At 61.8% G+C, this 22,563-nt stretch carries 18 protein-coding genes and 1 pseudogene; 14 read left to right on the top strand and 5 right to left on the bottom strand.

All coding sequences use genetic code 11. The features are described 5' to 3' along the window. Positions 1 to 14 precede the first annotated feature (14 nt). Both putA and RG836_RS09390 read left to right on the top strand, forming a co-directional pair. Positions 15 to 3,965 (top strand): trifunctional transcriptional regulator/proline dehydrogenase/L-glutamate gamma-semialdehyde dehydrogenase, encoded by a 3,951-nt coding sequence (putA, locus tag RG836_RS09395; RefSeq protein WP_310844942.1) that lies wholly within the window; start codon positions 15 to 17, stop codon positions 3,963 to 3,965. 254 nt (positions 3,966 to 4,219) lie between these two features. Further along, positions 4,220 to 6,022 carry an acyl-CoA dehydrogenase gene (locus tag RG836_RS09390; protein ID WP_310844941.1) on the top strand — a complete coding sequence of 601 codons (1,803 nt, stop codon included), beginning with the start codon at positions 4,220 to 4,222 and terminating at the stop codon, positions 6,020 to 6,022. 167 nt (positions 6,023 to 6,189) lie between these two features. Here the strand turns inward: RG836_RS09390 and RG836_RS09385 are convergent, their stop codons facing one another. Beyond that, the gene (locus tag RG836_RS09385) at positions 6,190 to 6,492 is read right to left on the bottom strand and encodes a cell division protein ZapA (RefSeq protein ID WP_310844940.1); all 303 of its coding nucleotides are present in this window, start codon (positions 6,490 to 6,492) and stop codon (positions 6,190 to 6,192) included. After that, the gene (locus RG836_RS09380; RefSeq protein WP_310844938.1) at positions 6,489 to 6,719 is read right to left on the bottom strand and encodes a hypothetical protein; all 231 of its coding nucleotides are present in this window, start codon (positions 6,717 to 6,719) and stop codon (positions 6,489 to 6,491) included. Before RG836_RS09380 ends, RG836_RS09385 begins: the two co-directional genes overlap by 4 nt. 273 nt (positions 6,720 to 6,992) lie before the next feature. Here RG836_RS09380 and RG836_RS27300 point away from each other — a divergent pair. From RG836_RS27300 to selO, 5 genes and pseudogenes are all read left to right on the top strand, one after another. Beyond that, positions 6,993 to 7,715 (top strand): annotated as a pseudogene (locus RG836_RS27300) (MCP four helix bundle domain-containing protein); the annotation flags it as partial. A gap of 30 nt (positions 7,716 to 7,745) precedes the next feature. Continuing rightward, positions 7,746 to 8,618 carry a methyl-accepting chemotaxis protein gene (locus RG836_RS27295; protein ID WP_409078064.1) on the top strand — a complete coding sequence of 291 codons (873 nt, stop codon included), beginning with the start codon at positions 7,746 to 7,748 and terminating at the stop codon, positions 8,616 to 8,618. 401 nt (positions 8,619 to 9,019) lie between these two features. After that, on the top strand, positions 9,020 to 10,762 hold the full coding sequence (locus RG836_RS09370; protein ID WP_310844935.1) for a potassium/proton antiporter: 1,743 nt from the start codon (positions 9,020 to 9,022) through the stop codon (positions 10,760 to 10,762). Positions 10,763 to 10,796: 34 nt separating this feature from the next. Further along, complete coding sequence (gene mscK / locus RG836_RS09365) at positions 10,797 to 14,159, top strand: mechanosensitive channel MscK (protein ID WP_310844934.1); 3,363 nt, start codon at positions 10,797 to 10,799, stop codon at positions 14,157 to 14,159. A 49-nt stretch (positions 14,160 to 14,208) separates the two neighbouring features. After that, a complete protein-coding gene (gene selO / locus RG836_RS09360; RefSeq protein ID WP_310844933.1) occupies positions 14,209 to 15,672 on the top strand; it encodes a protein adenylyltransferase SelO in 1,464 nt (487 codons plus the stop codon). A 6-nt stretch (positions 15,673 to 15,678) separates the two neighbouring features. On the opposite strand, the gene mazF is transcribed toward selO, so the two are convergent. Together mazF and mazE are read right to left on the bottom strand one after the other, a co-directional pair. Further along, positions 15,679 to 16,041, bottom strand: coding sequence for a type II toxin-antitoxin system toxin MazF (gene mazF / locus RG836_RS09355; RefSeq protein ID WP_310844932.1), 363 nt, complete (start codon positions 16,039 to 16,041; stop codon positions 15,679 to 15,681). Further along, positions 16,041 to 16,310, bottom strand: a complete 270-nt coding sequence (gene mazE, locus RG836_RS09350) for a type II toxin-antitoxin system antitoxin MazE (RefSeq protein WP_310844931.1) — start codon at positions 16,308 to 16,310, stop codon at positions 16,041 to 16,043. The genes mazF and mazE overlap by 1 nt, the downstream gene beginning before the upstream one ends. 267 nt (positions 16,311 to 16,577) lie before the next feature. Between mazE and trxC the strand changes: the two genes are divergently transcribed. After that, positions 16,578 to 17,012, top strand: coding sequence for a thioredoxin TrxC (trxC, locus tag RG836_RS09345; RefSeq protein WP_310844930.1), 435 nt, complete (start codon positions 16,578 to 16,580; stop codon positions 17,010 to 17,012). Positions 17,013 to 17,131: 119 nt separating this feature from the next. Here the strand turns inward: trxC and RG836_RS09340 are convergent, their stop codons facing one another. Next, a complete protein-coding gene (locus tag RG836_RS09340) occupies positions 17,132 to 17,899 on the bottom strand; it encodes a ParA family protein (protein WP_310844928.1) in 768 nt (255 codons plus the stop codon). Positions 17,900 to 18,259: 360 nt separating this feature from the next. On the opposite strand from RG836_RS09340, the gene RG836_RS09335 reads away from it, so the two are divergent. Genes RG836_RS09335 through RG836_RS09310 form a run of 6 tightly spaced genes read left to right on the top strand, consistent with a single transcriptional unit; the run spans position 18,260 to position 22,478 of the window. Continuing rightward, on the top strand, positions 18,260 to 18,979 hold the full coding sequence (locus RG836_RS09335; protein ID WP_310844927.1) for a beta-ketoacyl synthase chain length factor: 720 nt from the start codon (positions 18,260 to 18,262) through the stop codon (positions 18,977 to 18,979). Beyond that, positions 18,955 to 19,764 (top strand): lysophospholipid acyltransferase family protein, encoded by an 810-nt coding sequence (locus RG836_RS09330; RefSeq protein WP_310844926.1) that lies wholly within the window; start codon positions 18,955 to 18,957, stop codon positions 19,762 to 19,764. Before RG836_RS09335 ends, RG836_RS09330 begins: the two co-directional genes overlap by 25 nt. After that, positions 19,745 to 20,005 (top strand): phosphopantetheine-binding protein, encoded by a 261-nt coding sequence (locus tag RG836_RS09325; protein WP_310844925.1) that lies wholly within the window; start codon positions 19,745 to 19,747, stop codon positions 20,003 to 20,005. Before RG836_RS09330 ends, RG836_RS09325 begins: the two co-directional genes overlap by 20 nt. Before the next feature lie 9 nt (positions 20,006 to 20,014). After that, the gene (locus RG836_RS09320; RefSeq protein ID WP_310844923.1) at positions 20,015 to 20,269 is read left to right on the top strand and encodes an acyl carrier protein; all 255 of its coding nucleotides are present in this window, start codon (positions 20,015 to 20,017) and stop codon (positions 20,267 to 20,269) included. After that, positions 20,266 to 20,811: a COG4648 family protein gene (locus RG836_RS09315; protein ID WP_310844922.1), complete on the top strand. Its 546-nt coding sequence runs from the start codon at positions 20,266 to 20,268 to the stop codon at positions 20,809 to 20,811. The genes RG836_RS09320 and RG836_RS09315 overlap by 4 nt, the downstream gene beginning before the upstream one ends. Then, positions 20,808 to 22,478: an AMP-binding protein gene (locus RG836_RS09310; RefSeq protein ID WP_310844921.1), complete on the top strand. Its 1,671-nt coding sequence runs from the start codon at positions 20,808 to 20,810 to the stop codon at positions 22,476 to 22,478. The genes RG836_RS09315 and RG836_RS09310 overlap by 4 nt, the downstream gene beginning before the upstream one ends. The last annotated feature ends 85 nt before the right edge of the window (positions 22,479 to 22,563 follow it).

Genomic DNA, 22,563 nt, shown 5'->3' with positions numbered 1-22,563 from the left:
TTGAGGATAAAACAATGGCTACCACCACCCTCGGGGTCAAACTCGACGACCCGACGCGCGAACGCCTGAAGGCCGCCGCGAATTCGATCGATCGCACGCCGCATTGGCTGATTAAGCAGGCTATTTTCAATTACCTGGAAAAACTCGAAGGTGGCGCCACCCTCACCGAACTGAATGGTTCGGCCAAGGACAGCGACGAAAGCGTCGATGCGCCACAGGATCACACCCATCAGTGCTTCCTTGAATTCGCTGAAAGCATCCTGCCGCAATCGGTGCTGCGCGCATCGATCACCGCCGCATACCGTCGCCCGGAACCGGAAGTGGTGCCGATGCTGATCGAGCAGGCACGCTTGCCGGCGGCCATGGCCGAGGCCACCAACAAGCTGGCGGCGTCCATCGCGGAAAAACTGCGTAACCAGAAAAGTGCCGGCGGCCGTGCCGGGATTGTTCAGGGTTTGCTGCAGGAGTTTTCCCTGTCGTCCCAGGAAGGCGTTGCGCTGATGTGCCTCGCCGAAGCGCTGCTGCGCATCCCGGACAAAGGCACCCGCGACGCGCTGATCCGCGACAAAATCAGTACCGGCAACTGGCACCCGCACTTGGGCAACAGCCCGTCGCTGTTCGTCAATGCCGCGACCTGGGGCCTGCTGCTGACCGGCAAACTGGTCTCCACCCATAACGAAGCCGGGCTGACTTCGTCCCTCAGCCGGATTATTGGCAAGAGCGGCGAACCGATGATCCGCAAGGGCGTGGACATGGCCATGCGCCTGATGGGCGAGCAGTTCGTCACCGGCGAAACCATTGCCGAAGCCCTGGCCAATGCCAGCAAGTTCGAAGCCAAGGGTTTCCGTTATTCCTATGACATGCTCGGTGAAGCCGCGCTGACCGAACTGGACGCGCAGAAGTACCTGGCGTCCTACGAACAAGCGATTCACTCGATCGGAAAAGCCTCCCACGGCCGTGGGATTTATGAAGGCCCAGGCATTTCCATCAAGCTCTCGGCCCTGCACCCGCGTTACAGCCGCGCCCAGTACGAGCGGGTGATGGACGAGTTGTACCCGCGCCTGCTGTCCCTGACCTTGCTGGCCAAGCAATACGACATCGGTCTGAACATCGACGCCGAAGAAGCCGATCGCCTGGAGCTGTCCCTGGATCTGCTCGAACGCCTGTGCTTCGAACCGCAACTGACGGGCTGGAACGGCATCGGCTTCGTGATCCAGGCGTACCAGAAACGCTGCCCTTACGTGATCGACTACGTAATCGACCTGGCGCGCCGCAGCCGTCATCGCCTGATGATTCGCCTGGTGAAGGGCGCTTACTGGGACAGCGAAATCAAACGCGCCCAGGTTGAAGGCCTGGAAGGCTACCCGGTGTATACCCGCAAGGTGTACACCGACGTTTCCTACATCGCCTGCGCGCGCAAACTGTTGTCGGTGCCGGAAGTCATCTACCCGCAGTTTGCTACGCACAATGCCCACACTTTGTCGGCGATTTACCACATCGCCGGTCAGAACTATTACCCCGGCCAGTACGAATTCCAGTGCCTGCACGGCATGGGCGAACCACTTTACGAACAGGTTGTGGGCAAAGTCTCCGAAGGTAAGCTGAACCGTCCGTGCCGCGTGTACGCCCCGGTCGGCACCCACGAAACCCTGCTGGCCTACCTGGTGCGACGCCTACTGGAAAACGGCGCCAACACCTCGTTCGTCAACCGGATTGCCGACCAATCCATTTCCATCCAGGAGTTGGTGGCCGATCCAGTGGCCAGCATCGAGCAAATGGCGACGCTGGAAGGCGGTTTCGGCCTGCCGCACCCACGTATTCCGCTGCCTCGCGACCTGTATGGCAGCGAACGCGCCAACTCCAGCGGCATCGACATGGCCAACGAACACCGTTTGGCGTCGCTGTCCTGCGCCTTGCTGGCCACCGCGCATAACCACTGGAAAGCCGCGCCGATGCTCGGTTGCGCCTCCAGTAGCGAAGCCGCGTTGCCAGTGTTGAACCCGTCCGATCACCGCGACGTGGTGGGCCACGTGCAGGAAGCCACGGTCGAAGACGTCGACAACGCGATCCAGTGCGCCATCAATGCCGGGCCAATCTGGCAAGCGACGCCACCCGCCGAGCGCGCGGCGATCCTTGAACGCGCCGCCGACTTGATGGAAGGCGAGATTCAGCCACTGATGGGCCTGCTGGCCCGTGAAGCCGGCAAGACCTTCGCCAACGCCATCGCCGAAGTCCGTGAAGCGGTGGACTTCCTGCGCTACTACGCGGTGCAGGCGCGCAACGATTTCAGCAACGACGCCCACCGCCCACTAGGCCCGGTGGTGTGCATCAGCCCGTGGAACTTCCCGTTGGCGATTTTCAGCGGCCAGGTCGCCGCGGCCTTGGCCGCCGGCAACCCGGTGCTGGCCAAGCCTGCGGAGCAAACCCCGCTGGTGGCGGCGCAAGCCGTGCGTTTACTGCTTGAAGCCGGGATTCCGGAAGGCGTGCTGCAACTGCTGCCGGGCCAGGGCGAAAGCGTCGGCGCGCGACTGGTTGGCGATGATCGGGTCAAAGGCGTGATGTTTACCGGTTCCACCGAAGTCGCGCGGCTACTGCAACGCAGCGTCGCCGGTCGCCTCGACACTCAGGGCCGACCGATTCCGCTGATCGCCGAAACCGGTGGGCAGAACGCGATGATCGTCGATTCCTCGGCGCTCACGGAGCAAGTGGTCATCGACGTGGTCGCGTCGGCCTTCGACAGCGCCGGCCAGCGCTGCTCGGCCTTGCGGGTACTGTGCTTGCAGGAAGATTCCGCAGAACGTGTCATTGAAATGCTCAAAGGCGCCATGGCCGAATGCCGTCTCGGCAACCCGGAGCGGCTGTCCGTGGACATCGGCCCGGTGATCGACGCCGAGGCCAAGGCCGGCATTGAAAAACACATCCAGGCCATGCGCGACAAAGGTCGCAATGTGTACCAGGTGGCGATCGCCGAGGGCGAAGAAATCAAACGCGGCACTTTCGTGATGCCGACCCTGATCGAGCTCGAAAGCTTCGACGAACTGCAACGGGAGATCTTCGGCCCGGTGCTGCACGTCGTGCGGTACAAGCGCAAAGACATCGACAACCTGATCGGCCAGATCAACGCGTCGGGTTATGGCTTGACCCTGGGCGTGCACACGCGGATCGATGAGACCATCGCCAAGGTCGTCGACAACGTCAACGCCGGCAACGTCTATATCAACCGCAACATCGTCGGCGCCGTGGTCGGTGTGCAGCCGTTCGGTGGCGAAGGTCTGTCGGGCACCGGGCCGAAAGCCGGCGGGCCGCTGTACCTGTACCGTTTGCTGTCGACTCGCCCTACGGATGCCATCGAACAATCCTTCGCGCGCGGTGATGCGACTACCGCGCCAGACGTACGCCTGCGCGACGCCATGAGCAAGCCGCTGACGGCCCTGAAAACCTGGGCCGACACCCAACAGTTCGCCGATCTCAGCGCCTTGTGCGTGCAGTTCGCCGCGCAATCGCAAAGCGGCATCACTCGCCTGCTGGCCGGCCCGACCGGCGAGCGCAACAGCTACGCGATCCTGCCCCGTGAGCACGTGTTGTGCCTGGCGGAAGTCGAGGGCGATCTGCTGACGCAACTGGCGGCAGTGCTGGCCGTCGGCGGTTCGGCGGTATGGCCGGAGACTGACGAGAGCCAGGCATTGTTCGCACGCCTGCCGAAGGAGATTCAGGCGCGAATTACGCTGGTTTCCGATTGGACCAAGGACGAAGTGCTGTTTGATGCGGTGCTGCATCACGGCCATTCCGATCAGTTGCGCTCGGTGTGCCAGCAAGTGGCCAAGCGCACCGGGGCGATTGTCGGGGTGCAGGGCTTGTCCCAAGGCGAGACCAACATCGCCCTGGAGCGCCTGGTGATCGAGCGGGCACTGAGCGTGAATACAGCGGCGGCGGGTGGTAATGCCAGCCTGATGACTATCGGGTAATACTCTACGATCCCAGGCACCCCGAGGATGCCTGGAACACAAAACCTGTGGGAGCGAGCCTGCTCGCGAAAGCGTCCTGTCACTCAACATCAGTGTTGAATGTCAGGGTCTCTCCGCGAGCAGGCTCAGTCCCACATGTGTTATGTCGTCCCTGTAAAGTCGCTGCTCTGCTTCACTATCACCGCCATCAATCATCCTGTTCACCCCTCCCCCGCACGCCTAGACTCGGCCCATTCCAAAACAGGTAAGCCGCCATGTCCGAGACGTTGCTCAGTTCCCGCAATCTGGCTTTCGAGCTGTACGAAGTCCTCGACGCCGAAGGCCTGACCCGGCGCGAGCGTTTCGCCGAGCACAACCGCGAAACCTTCGATGCGGCGCTGGGAACGGCGCGCAGCATTGCCGAAAAATTCTTTGCCCCGCATAACCGCAAGAATGACGAAAACGAGCCGCGCTACGAGAACGGCGAGGCGATCCTGATTCCTGAAGTAAAACCCGCCGTCGATGCGTTTCTGGAAGCCGGTTTCCTCAACGCCGCTCGCAGTTTCGAGGCCGGCGGCATGCAGTTGCCGACCCTGCTGTCGCAGGCTTGCTTTGCGCACTTCCAGTCAGCCAACGCGGCGTCGACCTCCTACCCGTTCCTGACCATGGGCGCGGCGAATCTGATCGAAAGCTTCGGCACCGAGGAGCAGAAACAGCGCTTCTTGCAACCGATGATCGATGGTCGTTTCTTTGGCACCATGGCCCTGACCGAGCCCCATGCCGGCTCGTCGTTATCGGACATTCGCACCCGAGCCGAACCGGCGTCCGACGGCAGCTATCGACTCAAGGGCAACAAGATTTTCATCTCCGGCGGCGATCATCCGCTGTCGGAAAACATCGTGCACATGGTGTTGGCCAAGCTGCCGGACGCCCCGGCTGGGGTGAAGGGGATTTCGCTGTTTATCGTGCCCAAGTTTCTGGTCAACGACGACGGCAGCCTCGGCGCCCGCAACGATGTGTTGCTGGCCGGGCTGTTCCACAAGATGGGTTGGCGCGGCACCACATCTACGGCGCTCAATTTTGGCGATAACGGTGAATGCGTTGGCTACCTGGTGGGCAAGCCGCACCAGGGTTTGAGCTACATGTTCCAAATGATGAACGAAGCGCGGATCGGCGTCGGTATGGGCGCGGTGATGCTCGGCTACGCCGGTTATCTGTACTCGCTCGAGTACGCCCGCGAGCGCCCGCAAGGTCGCGTGCCGGACAGCAAAGACCCAAGCACCGCACCAGTGGCAATCATCCAGCATGCCGATGTGAAACGCATGTTGCTGACGCAGAAAGCCTATGTCGAAGGCTCGTTCGACCTGGGGCTGTACGCCGCGCGGCTGTTCGACGACACCACGACCCTGGAAGACGAAGCCGCGCGCAAACAGGCCCATGAACTCTTGGACCTGCTGACGCCGATCGTCAAATCCTGGCCCTCGGAGTTTTGCCTGAAGGCCAACGAACTGGCGATCCAGATCCTCGGCGGCCACGGCTACACCCGCGAATACCCGGTGGAACAGTATTACCGCGACAACCGTTTGAATCCGATCCACGAAGGCACCCACGGCATTCAGTCGCTGGATCTGCTGGGGCGCAAACTGGCGCAAAACGGCGGCGCCGGGCTCAAGCAACTGATGCGCCTGATCGCCGACACCGGCGCTCGCGCCCAGACCTACGAGTCGTTGACACCCCTGCGCGAATCGCTGGAAAAACTGGTGGCGCACCTGCAAACAGTGACCATCGGTTTGCTCACGGATTTGGGCCAGGGCAAGGTCAACAGCAGCCTGGCGAACTCGGCGCTGTACCTTAAAGTGTTCGGTCACACGGTGATCGGCTGGCGCTGGCTGGAGCAGGCGATTCGCGCCGAAGAAGGGCTGGCCAGAGGCGAGGCGGCGGATGTCAGCTTCTATAAGGGCAAACTGCAAGCCGCGCGGTACTTCCTGACCTGGGAAGTGCCGGGTTGCCACCATGAACTGGCGATTCTCGAGGCGCGGGATGATGTGTGCTCGGGGATGCGGGATGAGTGGTTCTGACCCAGGCCTACGGTTTGGCTGAAATCGATTCGCGAGCAGGCTCGCTCCCACAGAAGATTTGCATTCCACTGTGGGAGCGAGCCTGCTCGCGAAGAAGCCCTGGCTGACAACACGTCAACCGGGTTTCAAGCGCCCCTTATGCGCCGCGCCAGGCCTGCGCAAAGCCTTCAGGCCTGCTGGATGGTCTTGGAAATCACTTCAACCGTGGCGTTGACTTGCTCTTGGTAACGGTCGAGTTCCTGCCGGTGTTGCTTCTGCATTTCGATCTGTCGGGAGCAAAGATTCATCGCCGCCAGCACTAGAAGCCGGTCACCGATCAGGGTCGGGTACTTTTTCTTGGTCTCCGCCAGCGCGGCTTTCAACATCATGGCGGCGTCCAGCAGGGTCTGCTCTTCCCCGGCTGGCGCTTTGATCGAATAGTCCTCGCCCAGAATGGAGACGACTTTCACCCCGTCGGCGCCGTGGTTCATGCGCTGACCGGCTTGGCGCTGACGCGCTCGACCAGGGCCTGGATACGCGCGGCGGTGGCACCGTGCTTCTCTTCCTGTTCCATCAGGTTCAGTTGCAGGCTTTCGTTTTCATCCTTGGTCTGGGCCAGTTCGGCGCTCAGGGTCTGATGGCTTTCGAGCAGGGTCTGGTTCTGTTGCACCAGCTCGCTGACAAGTTGTTCGAGCTGGCTGAGGGATGCTTCCAACATTTTGATTTTCCAGGCATTTTCAAAGGGCGCGTACGATAAAGAAAAGTCGCCACGGTGACCAGGGGAATCAGGCGCAAGGCCTTGAACTTCCTGGCGGCCGACCTTCCTCGCGAGTTTAAAAGACTGTGATTGACCGATCTGGTTCCTGCACTTCGTCGCCGGGCGACCCCTGCGACAAAAGCGCGCAAGGCCTCAAGACTTTAGTCGTATGACCGATAAGTCAGGCATACCCCGTCTTAGCCCCGCACGGATGCGCTCTTTCCGGTAAAGCCCATGTCCCTACGTAATATGAACATCGCCCCGCGCGCCTTCCTTGGCTTTGCCTTGATTGGTGGCCTGATGCTGATCCTGGGCGTGTTTGCGCTGAACCAGATGAGCAAGATCCGCGACGCCGCCGAAGACATCACCAGCACCAGCGTGCCCAGCATCAAGGCGCTGGACGAATTCACCCAGTTGACCCTGCGCCTGCGGGTGTTGTCGTACCGCTTGCTGGTCAACCGCGAGCCGGACGTACAGCAAAAGACCATGGACCTGCTCGACAGCCGCAACCAGCAAATCCGCACGGCCCAGGCCGCCTACGAGAAGCTGATCACCGCCCCTGACGAACGCGCCGCCTACGATCAATACGTGCAGTTGCTCAGCCAGTACCGGCAGATTGAAGACCGCATGAAAACGCTGTCGCGCAACAATCAGGTCGATGAGTTACGCGCCTTGCTCAACAGTGATCTGCTGAGCAACTCGGAAGCGATAAACGCGGTGCTGGGTCGCCTTCTGGAGATCAACACCCAGCAAACTGAAGACACTAACCAGGCTGCAGCCGATCAATATTCATCGGCGTTCAATCTGGTGGTGGCGCTGCTGGCGGTCGCTACCGCGCTGACGTTGCTGTTCGCCTGGCTGCTGACCAACAGCATCACCCGGCCGATCGCCAATGCTCTGGACGCCGCCGAAACCATTGCTGAGGGCAACCTGACCCGGCCGATCAGCGCCGACGGCAGCGACGAAGCGGGCCGCTTGCTGGCAGCCATGGCGAAGATGCAGGACAAACTGCGCGACACCTTGCAGCGGATTTCCGGTTCGGCCACACAGTTGGCTTCGGCCGCCGAAGAACTTAACAGCGTCACCGACGAAAGCGCCCGTGGCCTGACCCAGCAGAACAACGAAATCGAACAAGCCGCCACCGCCGTCAACGAAATGACCAGCGCTGTGGAAGAAGTGGCGCGCAATGCCGTCAGCACCTCCGAAGCCTCGAAGAACGCCACCACCTCGGCCGGTGACGGGCGCGACCTGGTGCAGGAAACCGTCAGCGCCATCGAACGCATGAGCACCGACGTGCAAAGTACCGCGACGCTGATCGGCGACCTGGCCAACGAATCTCGCGACATCGGCAAAGTGCTGGATGTGATCCGTGGCCTGGCCGACCAGACCAACCTGCTGGCGCTGAACGCCGCGATTGAAGCCGCGCGGGCCGGTGAGGCGGGCCGTGGTTTTGCCGTGGTGGCCGACGAAGTGCGGGCCCTGGCCCATCGTACTCAGCAATCGACCAGCGAAATCGAACGGATGATCGGCAGCATTCAGACCGGGACCGAGCATGCGGTGGACTCGATGCGCAACAGCACCGAACGCGCCGAGTCGACCCTGAACATCGCCCGTGGTGCCGGGTTGTCGCTGGACACGATCAACAGCGCCATCGTCGAAATCAACGAGCGCAACCTGGTGATCGCCAGCGCCGCCGAAGAACAGGCGCAGGTGGCCCGCGAAGTGGACCGCAACCTGGTGAACATCCGTGATTTGTCGGTGCAATCGGCCACCGGCGCCAGCCAGACCAGCGCCGCCAGCAACGAACTGTCGCGCCTGGCGATAGACCTGAACAGCATGGTTGGGCGGTTCAGCTTGTAAACGGCTGAGCCGAACCCAGTGGTGAGCGAGTCCAGTTGAGCTGAGGCAACTTCCCTTGTGGCGTGGCAACTTCCCTTGTGGTGAGGGGGCTTGCCCCCGTTCGCCTGCGAAGCAGTCGCAAACCGGCTGATGCGGTTTGTCTGCACGACCGCAGTGCCGATTTTGGGGTCGCTTCGCGCCCAGCGGCAGCAAGCTCCCTCGCCACAGGGTCTTCACCGCAACAAAAAATAATGTCCACTGCAGCCATGTTGGTCATCACAGCAGCAAGATTTGCCATCAAGCTCGACGCCCTGACACCAAAAGCTTTTTGACAGCATCACATTTCAACAGGTTAGAATCGCTGGCACGCAGACTGCATGGTCAGCCTCGCCCGCCTTTCAGCTTTTCTGGAGTACTGCCTTTTGAATGCAACGACCATCAACAGCCTCTTCTTGATCGGCGCGTTGCTGGTAGGTGCAAGCATTCTGGTGAGCTCCCTGTCGTCCCGCCTCGGCATCCCGATTCTGGTGATCATTCTGGCTGTGGGCATGTCCGCCGGCGTTGATGGCGGCGGCATCATCTTCGACAACTACCCGACCGCCTACTTGGTGGGCAACCTCGCCCTCGCGGTGATCCTGCTTGACGGCGGCTTGCGCACGCGGGTGTCGAGTTTCCGCGTAGCGCTGTGGCCGGCATTGTCACTGGCGACGGTGGGGGTACTGATCACCACCGGGCTGACCGGCCTCGCCGCTGCGTGGTTGTTCGACCTGAACCTGATCCAGGGCCTGCTGATCGGCGCCATCGTCGGCTCCACCGATGCCGCGGCGGTGTTCTCACTGCTGGGCGGCAAGGGCCTCAACGAACGGGTGACCGCCAGCCTGGAAATCGAATCCGGCAGCAACGATCCCATGGCGGTGTTCCTCACCGTCACCCTGATCGACATGCTCGCCAGCGGCCAGACCGGCCTGCACTGGAGCCTGTTGACCCACCTGCTGCGTGAATTCGGCATCGGCGGCGTCATCGGTCTCGGCGGCGGCTGGGTGATGTTGCAACTGGTGAACCGGATTAACCTGGCCACCGGCCTCTACCCGATCCTGGTGATCGCCGGCGGACTGGTGATCTTCGCCCTGACCAACGCCCTGCACGGCAGCGGCTTCCTCGCGGTGTACCTGTGTGGCCTGGTGATCGGCAACCGCCCAGTGCGCAGCCGCCACGGCATCCTGCACATGCTCGACGGCATGGCGTGGCTGGCGCAGATCGGCATGTTCCTGGTGCTGGGATTGCTGGTCACTCCGCACGACTTGCTGCCCATCGCCCTGCCGGCACTGGGCCTGGCGCTGTGGATGATTCTGTTCGCCCGTCCGCTCTCGGTGATGGTCGGCCTGCTGCCGTTCAAGGCGTTCCATGGCCGGGAAAAGGTGTTCATTTCCTGGGTCGGCCTGCGCGGCGCCGTACCGATCATTCTCGCGGTGTTCCCTTTGATGGCGGGGCTGCCGCACGCGCAGCTGTATTTCAACCTGGCGTTCTTTATCGTGCTGGTGTCGCTGCTGGTGCAGGGCACGAGCCTGCCGTGGGTTGCCAAGTTGCTCAAGGTCACGGTACCGCCGGAGCCGGCGCCGATCAGCCGCGCGGCGCTGGAGGTCCACGTCACCAGCGAGTGGGAGTTGTTCGTCTACCGCCTCGGCGCCGAAAAATGGTGCATCGGCGCGGCGCTGCGCGAGCTGAAAATGCCTGAGGGCACACGCATCGCGGCGCTGTTTCGCGGCCAGCAACTGCTCCATCCGTCGGGTAGTACGGTGCTGGAAGTCGATGATTTGCTGTGCGTTATCGGCCATGAACACAACTTGCCAGCCCTCGGAAAACTGTTCAGCCAGGCCCCGCAACGGGGGCTCGATTTGCGCTTCTTCGGCGACTTCGTGCTCGAAGGCGACGCCCAGCTGGGCGCGGTTTCCGCACTGTACGGGCTCAAACTCGAAGGGGTCGATCCGGACATGCCGCTGGGTCGCTTCATCACCCAGAAAGTTGGCGGTGCGCCGGTGGTCGGCGACCAGGTGGAATGGAACAACACCATCTGGACGGTGGCGGTTATGGACGGGAACAAGATCGGCAAAGTGGGCGTCAGATTCCCCGAAGGAAGTCGCCCGGGTCCCGGGTTGTTCCTCTAAACTGCGTCCACCCTCACTTGCTTGACCGGTCTCTATGCCTACCCTGCGCTCCCTATTCGCCATTGCCCTGCTGGGCCTGAGTCTCTCTGTCGGTTCGTTGCACGCCGCCGAGCCGCCCACCAGCGAAGCCGTGCAGGCGAACCTGGATAAAGTCGCCGATCGCAAACTGCCGGAAGCCGACCAGAAAGCCCTGCAGGCCCTGCTGCAGAACACCCTGACCCAACTCGGTAACAAACGGGATTACGACCAGAAGCTGATCGACCTCAAACAGCAACTGGCCAGCGCCCCCCGGGAAAACATCGAAAACCAGCGCGAGCTGACCCGCCTCAAGGGCACACGGATCATGCCGGTGGCCCAGCGCTATGGCACGCTGCCGATCCAGCAACTCGAACAAATGCTCAGCGACCGCTCGACCCAACAGAGCGATCTGCAGAAAGCCCTGGCCGACGCCAACAGCCTGATCATCACCGCACAAACCCGCCCCGAGCGCGCCCAGGCCGAAATTTCCACCAGCCAGACGCGCATCCAGCAGATCAACAACATCCTCAAGGCCGGCAAAGACAACGGAAAGGCCTTGAGCGGCGAACAGCGCGACCTGCTCAATGCCGAATTGGCGGCGCTCAATGCACTGATCCCGTTGCGCCGCCAGGAACTGGCCGGCAACAGCCAGTTGCAAGATCTGGGTAACGGTCAGCATGACTTGCTGGTGGAAAAAACCACGCGCATGGAGCAGGAGATTCAAGACCTGCAGACCCTGATCAACCAGAAGCGCCTGGCCCAATCCCAGGAAACCGTCACCCAGCAATCGATCGAAGCGCAGAAGGCCGGCGGCAGCAGCCTGCTGGCGACCGAGAGCACGGCCAACCTCAAACTCTCTGACTACCTGCTCAAAAGCACTGACCGGCTCAACGAAGTTACCCAGAAAAACCTGCAAACCAAGCAGCAACTGGACAGCGTGACCCAAAGCGATGCAGCGCTCGATGAACAGATCAACGTGCTCAAGGGCAGCCTGCTGCTGTCGAAAATCCTCTACAAGCAGAAGCAGGCCTTGCCGCGCCTGAAGGTCGACCGCGACCTGGCCGATCAGATCGCCGATATTCGCCTTTACCAGTTCGAGGTCAGCCAGCAGCGCGAATTGCTCAGCAACCCCGGCACTTACGTCGATAACCTGTTGGCGACCCAGCCGCCGGAGCAGGTCACCCCGCAGTTGCGCAAGAGCCTGCTGGAACTGGCGCTGACCCGCGCCGACCTGCTGGAGCGGCTGAACCGCGAACTGAGCGCGGTGCTCAACGAATCCATTACCCTGCAACTGAACCAGAAGCAACTGCTGAGCACCGCGCAAAACCTGCGCTCGACTCTCGACGAGCAGATGTTCTGGATTCCCAGCAACAAGCCCCTCGACCTGGAATGGATGCGCGGCGTGCCGGATCGCCTGGAACGGCAAGTCACGACGCTGCCTTGGGCGTCGAGCCTGAGTGAGCTGACCGACGGCCTGACCCAGCGTCCGCTGCTGTTCCTGCCTTTGCTGTTGCTGATCGGCGCGCTGCTGTGGCGGCGTAAAAACCTCTACGCGCGGCTGAACAATGTTCACCAGGACATCGGCCATTTCAAACGCGACAGCCAGTGGCACACGCCGCAGGCGATCCTGATCAACATTCTGCTGGCCATGCCGCTGTCTCTGGGCCTGGCCCTGTGCGGCTACGCTTTGCAGATCGACGCCCGCGGGCAAAACACCAACATGGGTGCGGCGCTGCTGCAGATGGCCCAGGCCTGGCTGGTGTTCTATACCGCGTATCGGATTCTCGCGCCGGGTGGCGTGGCCGAGTTGCACTTCCGCTGGGAAAAACCCCAGGTGGAATTCCTCCAGGGCTGGGTCCGTCGCCTGGGCCTGGTGGTGCTGGCGCTGGTGGCCGTGGTGGCGGTGGCTGAATTGCAACCGGCGGCACTGGCTGACGATGTGCTGGGCATGCCGGTGGTGTTGATCTGCTACGCGTTGATGGCCTGGTTGCTCAGCCGCTTGATGCTGACCAGCCCGACCCACCAAAACGCCTCGCTGTTCCGCAAAGTGGTCGGCGTGGCGTTCACTGCCCTGCCCATCGCGTTGTTTGTCGCGGTGTGCTTCGGCTATTACTACACCGCGTTGAAACTCAGCGACCGCTTGATCAACACCCTGTACCTGCTGATGTTCTGGCTGGTGATCGAGGCCACCTTCGTCCGCGGCCTGTCGGTCGCGGCGCGACGCTTGGCCTACCAGCGCGCCCTGGCCAAACGTCAGGCGGCGAAAGAGGCCGGCGAGGGCGAAGCGGTAATCGAGGAGCCGACCCTCGACATCGAAAAGGTCAACGAGCAATCCCTGCGACTGATTCGCCTGGCGCTGCTGGGTGGGTTTATCGCCGCGTTGTACTGGGTCTGGTCAGACTTGATTTCGGTATTCTCGTACCTCGACAACATCACCCTCTACGAATACACCAGCGGCACCGGCGCCAACATGAGCATGGTGCCGATCAGCATCGGCGACATGCTCGGCGCGCTGATCATCATCGGCATCACGTTCGCCCTGGCGCGCAACCTGCCGGGTTTGCTGGAAGTCTTCGTGTTGTCCAAGCTCAACCTGGCCCAGGGCAGCGCCTACGCCACCACCACCCTGCTGTCGTACGTGATTGCCGGGGTCGGGTTTGTCTCGACCCTGTCGACCCTTGGCGTGAGTTGGGACAAGTTGCAGTGGCTGGTGGCGGCGCTCTCGGTCGGCCTGGGCTTCGGCATGCAGGAGATCTTTGCCAACTTCATCTCCGGGATCATGATCCTGTTCGAGCGCCCGGTGCGGATTGGCGACACCATCACCATCGGCAACCTGTCAGGTACGGTGAGCAAAATCCGCATCCGCGCCACCACCATTACCGACTTCGATCGAAAGGACATCATTGTCCCGAACAAGACCTTCATCACCGGGCAACTGATCAACTGGTCGCTGACCGACACCATCACCCGAGTGACCCTTAAGCTCGGCGTCGATTACGGCTCTGACCTCGACCTGGTGAAAGAACTGCTGCTCAAGGCCGCCCGGGAAAATCCGCGGGTGCTCAAGGAGCCGGAGCCGCATGTGTATTTCCTGAATTTCGGCGAAAGCACCCTCGACCACGAACTGCGCATGCACGTGCGCGACCTCGGCGACCGCAACCCGGTGCTGGACGAGGTCAACCGCTTCATCAACCGTGAATTCAAGAAGCAGCACATCAACATTTCATTCCGGCAGATGGAGGTTTACCTGAAGAACCTGCAGGGCCAGGAATACAAAATGGTGCCGATCGATCCCGAGCACAAAACCATCGCCCCGCTGGTCGATGGCAAGCCCGTGCAAGAGCCGCCGCCGGAGCAACCACCGGCCAAGCTCGACTAACGGGTCTATCCCCAGCAGAATGCTCGGACATTCTGCTGGAGAATGGCCCTTGAAAGCCCTCGACGAACTGACCTTCGACAACCGCTTCGCCCGCCTCGGCGACGCGTTTTCCGCGCATATCCTGCCTGAACCGATCGACGACCCGCGGCTGGTGGTCGCCAGCCTCGCCGCCATGGCGTTGCTCGACCTCGACCCGGCGGTGGCCGACAGCCCCGAGTTTGCCGAGCTGTTCAGCGGCCACAAGCTGTGGGCCGACGCAGTGCCGCGGGCGATGGTCTATTCCGGGCATCAGTTCGGTTCCTACAACCCGCAGCTCGGTGACGGACGCGGGCTGTTGCTCGGCGAGGTCTACAACCAGGCCGGCGACCACTGGGACCTGCACCTCAAGGGCGCCGGGCAAACGCCGTTCTCGCGCATGGGCGATGGCCGCGCGGTGCTGCGTTCGTCGATTCGTGAATTTCTCGCCTCCGAAGCCCTGCATGCGCTGCACATCCCCAGCACACGCGCCTTGTGCGTGATCGGCTCAAGCACGACGGTATGGCGCGAGAAACAGGAGCGCGCGGCGATGGTCCTGCGCCTGGCCCCCAGCCACGTGCGCTTTGGCCATTTCGAATATTTCTACTACACCAAGAAACCGGAACAGCACCAGGCGCTGGCCGAGCACGTGCTGGCCATGCACTTCCCCGAATGCCGCGAACAGCCGCAGCCGTACCTGGCGATGTTCCGCCAGATCGTCGAGCGCAACGCCGAACTGATCGCCAAATGGCAGGCCTACGGGTTTTGCCACGGGGTGATGAACACCGACAACATGTCGATCCTCGGCATCACCTTCGACTTCGGGCCGTTCGCCTTTCTCGATGATTTCGACGCTAACTTCATCTGCAACCACTCCGACGACCAGGGCCGCTACTCGTTCAGCAACCAGGTGCCAATCGGCCAGTGGAACCTCAGCGCCCTCGCCCAGGCTTTGACGCCCTACATCAGCGTCGAAGATCTGCAAGAAACGCTGGGCCTCTACCTGCCCCTGTTTCAGGCGCACTACCTCGACCTGATGCGCCGCCGCCTCGGCCTGACCAGCGCCGAAGACGATGACCAGAAACTCGTGGAACAGCTGCTGCAACTGATGCAAAACAGCGGCGTCGACTACACGCTGTTCTTCCGCCGCCTCGGCGACCAGGCCCCGGACCAGGCCGTCGCGCAACTGCGGGACGACTTCGTCGACATCAAGGGTTTCGACGCCTGGGCCGCGCTGTACCTGGCCCGCGTCGCCCGCGAAGGCGACCTCGACCAAGACCAGCGCCGCACCCGCATGCACGCCGTCAACCCGCTCTACATTCTGCGCAACTACCTGGCACAAAAAGCCATCGATGCGGCGGAAAGCGGCGACTACTCCGAAGTCCGGCGCCTGCACGCCGTGCTGAGCAACCCTTTCGAGGAACAGCCAGGCATGGCCAGTTACGCCGAACGGCCACCGGAGTGGGGCAAGCATTTGGAGATTAGTTGTTCGTCTTGAGGCGTATCAGTCCGATGGATCAATCACGCTCACGACCCTGGCTACGATGTCGGTCATCGTCACATCGTCGAGGCGCTCAATGAATTTGGCTGATCCGTCGTGGACACGCTGTTCAATATCGAAGCTTCGAACTTGATTGCACACCGCGACGCCACTCGTTTCATGACCGGAGATCACCACCGCCAAGCCTGAATTTCGACTGAAGTTGCCACCGCTGGTGATCGGTACCGCCATACAAACGCCCAAAGCATTGATTGCCCTGGGCGTGATAACCACGTAGCGATGGCGGTTCATCATCTCCCTTCCTGACACTGGATTTGGGTCAATCCAGAAAACATCGCCCCTCTGAGGCGCTTGCCGACGAACCATTAACCCAACTCCCGGCCGACAGGGTCACCCTCTCGAGCCCAAGCGGTCTCGGCATTCAGTGCTTCTATTTCCTCAGCGCCCTCCAGCAGTTCCGCGAGGCTATAGCGCTTTCGGGTGGACGGAACGACGGGCCGAGCGATGAGCTGACCGTCCACAACATCAAGCTCTAACTGAGCCCCGACTTCCAGGTGCAACAACTTGAGCAAAGTCGGCGGCAGCGTGATGATGGCAGCTCCACCTTGGCGGCGGATTTTGGAGGTAACGGACATGGGATAACTCCGATCCAGCAGATGATCAATGTCGACGACTCGACAAGTGCAACAAAAGTAGCACGCGGATGACAGCAATCTGAAGTCCTCGTAGAGAAAAATGAAACTGCTAGCAGCGTAGTCAAGGTCCGCCTACGGGACGGCTCGAAAATGTGAGCATTTGAGACATCTTGCCACTGAGATTTCATGCTTATCAGACACTTGATAATTGCGATGCCAGACTCCAGAGTCAGCGTCATCACCTGTCCATTTTTGCGGAACACGTCCATGACCAACCCACTCCTGATCCCCTGCCCCCACTGCAACGGCCTCAACCGCATCCCCGCTGAACGCCTGGGCGACGAGCCCAAGTGCGGGCGCTGTAAGGCAGACGTGCTGTTGAGTAAACCGTTCGAGTTGAAACAGGGCGATTACGCCAGCCAGATCAAGGGCGATCTGCCGCTGCTGGTGGACGTGTGGGCGGACTGGTGCGGGCCGTGCAAGTCGTTTGCGCCGGTGTTCGAGCAGGCGGCGAAGCAACTGGCGGGCAAGTGCCGCTTGGCCAAGCTCGACAGCGAGGCGAACCAGCAGTTGTCGGCACAACTGGTGGTTCGTTCGATTCCCAGCCTGATCCTGTTCAAGAACGGCCGGGAAGTGGCGCGGCAAGCCGGGGCAATGTCATTAACACAATTGACGGAATGGCTGCGCAGCGAAGGGGTTTAATGCGCAGTCGGCCCAGTGTGGGAGCGAGCCTGCTCGCGAAAGCGGTGTATCAGTCGCCATTCGTAGCGGCAGAGCTGACGACTACGCGAGCAGGCTCGCTCCCACCCTGTTTTGTTCGGTTACTTATCCAGCAGCGTATGCAGCTCAACGAATTGCTGGGTCAGCTTGTGCCGGGGGTCGAGGTGGATAAGCGGCATGTTCGACTGGTGTGATTCGCGCATCCGCACTGAGCTGGCGAGGTAAACCGGCAGCACCGGCAAGCCTTCGGCGATCAATTCGTCGAGGATCTGCTGCGGCAGGCTGGCCCGGGCCTGGAACTGGTTGACCACGATGCCCTCAACCTCAAGGCCTTCGTTGTGGTCCTCCTTCAACTCCTCAATTTCCGCCAGCAGACCGTAAAGCGCTTGACGGGAGAAGCTGTCGCAGTCGAAAGGAATCAACACGCGATCAGCGGCAATCAGCGCCGAAACCGCGTAGAAATTCAGCGCCGGCGGGGTATCCAGGTAGATCCGATCGTAGTCTTCGGACAATTCATCCAGCAATTTACGCAACTTGTTGATCTTGTGTTTGGCTTCGAGCTTGGGCTGCAGATCGGCCAGCTCGGCGGTGGCCGTGATGACATGCAAGTTGTCGAATGGCGTTTCGTAGATATCAACCTGGTTTTTCTTCGAAAACGGCCCGGACGACAGGGTTTGCTTGAAGAACTCGGCGATGCCCATGGGAATATCGTCCCCGGTCAGGCCCGTGAGGTACTGCGTCGAGTTGGCCTGGGCATCCAGATCTACCAATAAGGTGCGATAACCCTCGCTGGCGCTGACCGCCGCCAGATTGCAGGCAATACTGGATTTGCCTACGCCGCCTTTCTGATTGAATACCACGCGCCGCATGTCAAAACCTCCGTGTATCAAAGAATGACCGAGTGTAGTAGCGGGAGGTGCCGCTTAGCTACCGTGCCGGGAAGAGGACTACAGACTCAGCGGCGATTTCTTCAGCCGCAATGCCGATGACCTGCACGGACTGATGAAAGGCCCGACAGACACGCACGGTGATTTGTGGATAATGGCCAAACGATAGCTACCGCATGGACCGACCAGTCCATTTTGTTGAACAAAATGTAACCAATATTTGCTACAAGCCAGTTGCACCGGGATAATGCGCGCCACTCGGCGCATCGCGCTATGTAAGGTGGGCCGCTGGTTTGCGGCGATTGGCCGTGTCAAGGAAGCCCGCAGGGGCGGGATGATTCTGTGATCACATTCAACATCGCCCAATGGCGCGCATGGGCCCCTGGGCTCGAAAGCGTGGACGATTGGCAGACGTGGAGCCGACAACCGGTCATCGTCGACCGCAGCGATGGCGCCCCGGACGTATCTTTCCTGCCCGCGATGCAGCGCCGGCGTCTCAGCCGACTGGCCCGCATGGCTTTCAGCGTGGCCTGGCCACTGGCTGACGGCCTGCAGGAGCTACCGCTGGTGTTTGTCTCCCGGCATGGCGAAACCCCGCGTACCTTCGACATCCTCACGGATCTGGCGGCGGAACAACCGTTGTCACCGACGCAGTTCAGCCTCTCGGTGCACAACGCGGTGATTGGCTTGTGGTCGATCCTGCGCGGCGAGACCAGCGAAATGACCGCCCTGGCCGCAGCCGGTGATGGCCTCGAACACGGCATGCTCGAAGCGGCCGCTCTCCTCAAAGAAGGCGCGCCAGCGGTATTGCTGGTGGTGACCGAAGAACAACCACCGGCGGTCTATTCACCCTGGGTCGACGACGTGCCGTTTCCGTATGCCGTGGGGCTGTTGCTGACCGCCGGCCATGACTGGCAACTGACCCTCGGCCATGCGCCGGCCAAATTGCCCGCCACCGACTGGCCCCATGCCCTGAACCTGTTGCGTACCCTGCTGACCCGGCAGACCACCTGCCAACATGCCTGGAAGAATCGTGTATGGACCTGGCAACGCAGCCCATGAGCGAAAAACACCAAGACGCCTACTACTGGCGCCTGCTGGCCACGGCGAGCAGCTTTGCCCTGTTCGGCCTCGGCGGCCTGTGCCTGCGCCTGGTGGTGTTCCCGTTGCTCGGTTGCCTGCCCGGCGACGCCCGCGTCCACCGGCAACGGGCGCGACGCATGGTCGGTCGGCTGTTTTGGTTTTTTATCCGTTTCATGGCGCGCACCGGCGTGCTGACCTACAGCATCGAAGGCGCGGACAAACTCGGTCGCCCCGGGCAGATGATCATCGCCAACCACCCGTCGCTGATCGATGTGGTGTTTTTGATCGGCCTGGTGCGCGACGCCAACTGCGTGGTCAAGCAAAGCCTGTTCGAAAACCCGTTCACCCGCGGCCCCCTGCGCTCCACCGATTACATCAGCAACGACGGCAGCATGGACATGCTCGACGCTGCCGCGCACGCCTTGCAGGACGGCCAAAGCCTGATTCTGTTCCCGGAAGGCACGCGCACCCGGCCCGGCCAGGCACCGGCCTTTCATCGGGGCGGCGCGGCAATCGCCCTGCGGGGTGCGAGAATCCTCACCCCGGTCATCATCAAGGTCAGCCCGACCACGCTGACCAAAGCCGAGCCCTGGTATCGCATCCCGAACCGCCGCGTACACTTCAGTTTCCGCGTCGGTGCCGATATAGACCCACAGGCCTTCGCTGCACTGGGACCCGCACCTCAGGCCTCGCGCAAGCTCAACGACTATTTGCACCACTTTTTTATTAAGGAGCTCGCCGAAGATGAGCGATCTGCATCGTGAGATAAAACAGCTGATCATCGACGCCCTGGGCCTCGAGGACATCAGCGTCACTGACATAGGCGATGAGCAGACATTGTTCGGCGAAGGCCTGGGCCTGGACTCGGTGGACGCCCTGGAACTGGGCCTGGCGATCCAGAAAAAGTACGGCATCAAGATCGACGCCGACGCCAAGGACACCCGCAATCACTTCAGCAACGTGGCGAGCCTCGCGGCGTTCGTCATTGCAAAACAGGCAGCTTGAGACCGGACCATGCAAACTCGTGACGACATTTTCAACACCCTGCGTGAGGCCTTGGTCGAACTGTTCGAACTGGATCCGGCGCGCATTTGCCTGGATTCCAACCTGTATCAGGACCTGGAAATCGACAGCATTGACGCGGTCGACCTGATCGATCACATCAAGCGCCAGACCGGCAAGAAAATCGCCGCCGAAGAATTCAAGTCGGTGCGCACCGTCAATGACGTGGTCGAGGCCGTGTATCGCCTGGTCCAACCGGCCGCATGAGCAAACTGATCGGCCTGGGCTTGCTGCTGGCCGGCTTGCTGTACCCTTTCGCGGTGTATTTCGGCATGGAGCACTTTGCACCGTGGCAGTTCGGGCTGCTGCTCGGCAGCTTGTGGCTGGCGCGGGCGCTGACCGGCCAACGGCGGCCGGGCAGTCTGTGGATGGCCGCGGTGGCCATCGTTTTCTGCCTGTTGCTGGCGTGGTTCGACAGCCCGTTGTTGCTGCGCTGGTACCCAGTGCTAATCAGCGCGTTCATGCTGGTGCTGTTCGGGGTCAGCCTGAAATACGGCCCGCCGATGGTCGAGCGCCTGGCGCGGTTGCGCGAGCCGCACCTGCCCGCCAAAGCGATTCGCTACACCCGTCAGGTGACGATCGCCTGGAGCCTGTTTTTTCTCTGTAACGGCCTGCTCGCCGCAGCCCTGACCCTATGGGCGCCGCTGAGTTGGTGGATGTTGTACACCGGCCTGATCTCCTATGGATTGATCGGCCTGATGTTCGCCATTGAATGGCTGATACGACAACGGGTACGAGGCCACCCATGAATTGGATAAACCTTGAGCAACTGCTGCTCAAGCCACACCCGCAGCGCGCAGTCACCGCCGAACCGGCGCTGTACCACGCCGAACTGAGCCAGCGAGCCCTGGGCCTGGCGGCGCGCCTGCAAGCCGAGGGTGTGCACCGCGTCGCCGCGCACTTCGACGATGCCGCCGACCTCGCCGTCGCGTTGCTCGGCGCCTGGCGCGCAGGCGTCAGCGTGTTGCTGCCGGCCGATTTGCAAGCCCAGACCCGGCAGCGCTGGTCGGCGGACGTCGACCTGTGGTTGACCGACGCTGCCGATCTGGCACCGACCCGACACCCCGCGCTGCCCGCAGCGGTGCTCGACCTCGATTGCTGCGCGCTGAGCCTGTGCACATCGGGCTCCAGCGGCGAGCCCAAGCGCATCGACAAAACCCTGCGGCAACTGGCCAATGAAGTACAGGCCCTTGAGCAGTTGTGGGGCGCCGAACTGGGCCCGGCCTGGCTGATTGGCAGCGTCTCGACCCAACACATCTACGGTTTGTTGTTCCGGGTGCTGTGGCCGCTGTGCGCCGGGCGCGGTTTCAGCCGTCGGCAACTGGCCTTCCCGGAAGACTTGCAACGGGCCAGCCGCGAACACCCGAGCTTCGCCTGGGTCGCCAGCCCGGCGCTGCTCAAGCGCATGGGCGATAACCTCGACTGGCCAGCCCTGAGCGCCGTGCGCCGGGTGTTTTCCTCCGGCGGTGCGTTGCCGGCCGACGCTGCGCAGCGCCTGTCCGAGCGCTTGCAGCAATGGCCGACGGAGATTTTCGGCAGTTCCGAAACTGGCGGCATCGCCTGGCGCCAGGGCCCGACCCTGTGGCAGCCCTTCGCCGACGTGCAACTGAGCCAGGACAGCGACGGCGCTTTGTTGATTGCTTCGCCCTACCTGCCCGCCGGTCATGTCGAACACAGCGCCGACGCTGCGCGCATCGCCGCCGACGGCCGCTTCGAACTGCTAGGGCGGCTCGACCGGATCGTCAAACTGGAAGAGAAACGCATCTCCCTGCCGATGCTCGAACAGGCACTCGAGAGCCACGATTGGGTGGCCGAAGCACGGCTCGGGGTAGTCCAGGAAAACCGCGCTTCGCTCGGCGCGCTACTGGTTCTGAGCGACGCCGGTCTGCATGCCTTGCGCAACCAAGGCCGGCGCTACCTCACCGAGGCCCTGCGCCAGCACTTGAGCGGTCATTGCGAAGCCCTGGCCCTGCCCCGGCGCTGGCGGCTGCTGCGGCAGATGCCGTTGAACGCCCAAGGTAAACTGCCCCAGGCCGAGGTCGATGCGCTGCTGCTGGCGCCGCGTCCGCACGGGCCGCAAGTGTTGGAGCGACTGGCCGACAATGGCGAATGGAGCCTGCAACTGGCGGTGCCGCCGGACCTTGTCTATTTCAGCGGCCACTTCCCCGATGCCCCGGTGCTGCCGGGCGTGGTGCAAGTGGATTGGGCCCTGAGCCTCGGCCAGCAACTGCTCGACCTGCCAGGCAAATTCGCCGGCATGGAAGTGCTGAAGTTCCAGCAACTGGTGCGCCCCGGCGATGAAATCCAGTTGCACCTGCGCTTCGATCCGGACCGCGGCAAGTTGTACTTCGCCTACCGCAACGACAGCGCTACTTGCTCCAGCGGCCGCATCCTGTTGGAGCCGGCCGATGCGTAACCTCTGTCGGCGGCTTCAATCCCCTTTGTGGCTTTTGCCTTTGCCTTTGCCTTTGCTTTTGTGGCGAGGGAGCTTGCTCCCGCTT

Source organism: Pseudomonas rhizozeae (assembly GCF_031583775.1).
Taxonomy (GTDB): Bacteria; Pseudomonadota; Gammaproteobacteria; order Pseudomonadales; family Pseudomonadaceae; genus Aquipseudomonas.
The sequence above is the reverse complement of the archived record's forward strand: the minus strand, read 5'-3'. Positions and strand labels throughout refer to the sequence as shown.

Coding starts and splice junctions, on each gene's coding strand:
- trxC (WP_310844930.1), top strand. CDS start 16,578: ATGACCAACCCACTCCTGATCCCCTGCCCCCACTGCAACGGCCTCAAC.
- RG836_RS09315 (WP_310844922.1), top strand. CDS start 20,266: ATGAGCAAACTGATCGGCCTGGGCTTGCTGCTGGCCGGCTTGCTGTAC.
- RG836_RS09385 (WP_310844940.1), bottom strand. CDS start 6,492: ATGAACCACGGCGCCGACGGGGTGAAAGTCGTCTCCATTCTGGGCGAG.
- RG836_RS09310 (WP_310844921.1), top strand. CDS start 20,808: ATGAATTGGATAAACCTTGAGCAACTGCTGCTCAAGCCACACCCGCAG.
- RG836_RS09325 (WP_310844925.1), top strand. CDS start 19,745: ATGAGCGATCTGCATCGTGAGATAAAACAGCTGATCATCGACGCCCTG.
- RG836_RS27295 (WP_409078064.1), top strand. CDS start 7,746: ATGGCGAAGATGCAGGACAAACTGCGCGACACCTTGCAGCGGATTTCC.
- RG836_RS09390 (WP_310844941.1), top strand. CDS start 4,220: ATGTCCGAGACGTTGCTCAGTTCCCGCAATCTGGCTTTCGAGCTGTAC.
- mazF (WP_310844932.1), bottom strand. CDS start 16,041: ATGGTTCGTCGGCAAGCGCCTCAGAGGGGCGATGTTTTCTGGATTGAC.
- RG836_RS09320 (WP_310844923.1), top strand. CDS start 20,015: ATGCAAACTCGTGACGACATTTTCAACACCCTGCGTGAGGCCTTGGTC.
- putA (WP_310844942.1), top strand. CDS start 15: ATGGCTACCACCACCCTCGGGGTCAAACTCGACGACCCGACGCGCGAA.
- RG836_RS09340 (WP_310844928.1), bottom strand. CDS start 17,899: ATGCGGCGCGTGGTATTCAATCAGAAAGGCGGCGTAGGCAAATCCAGT.
- RG836_RS09330 (WP_310844926.1), top strand. CDS start 18,955: ATGGACCTGGCAACGCAGCCCATGAGCGAAAAACACCAAGACGCCTAC.
- RG836_RS09380 (WP_310844938.1), bottom strand. CDS start 6,719: ATGTTGGAAGCATCCCTCAGCCAGCTCGAACAACTTGTCAGCGAGCTG.
- mazE (WP_310844931.1), bottom strand. CDS start 16,310: ATGTCCGTTACCTCCAAAATCCGCCGCCAAGGTGGAGCTGCCATCATC.
- mscK (WP_310844934.1), top strand. CDS start 10,797: ATGCCTACCCTGCGCTCCCTATTCGCCATTGCCCTGCTGGGCCTGAGT.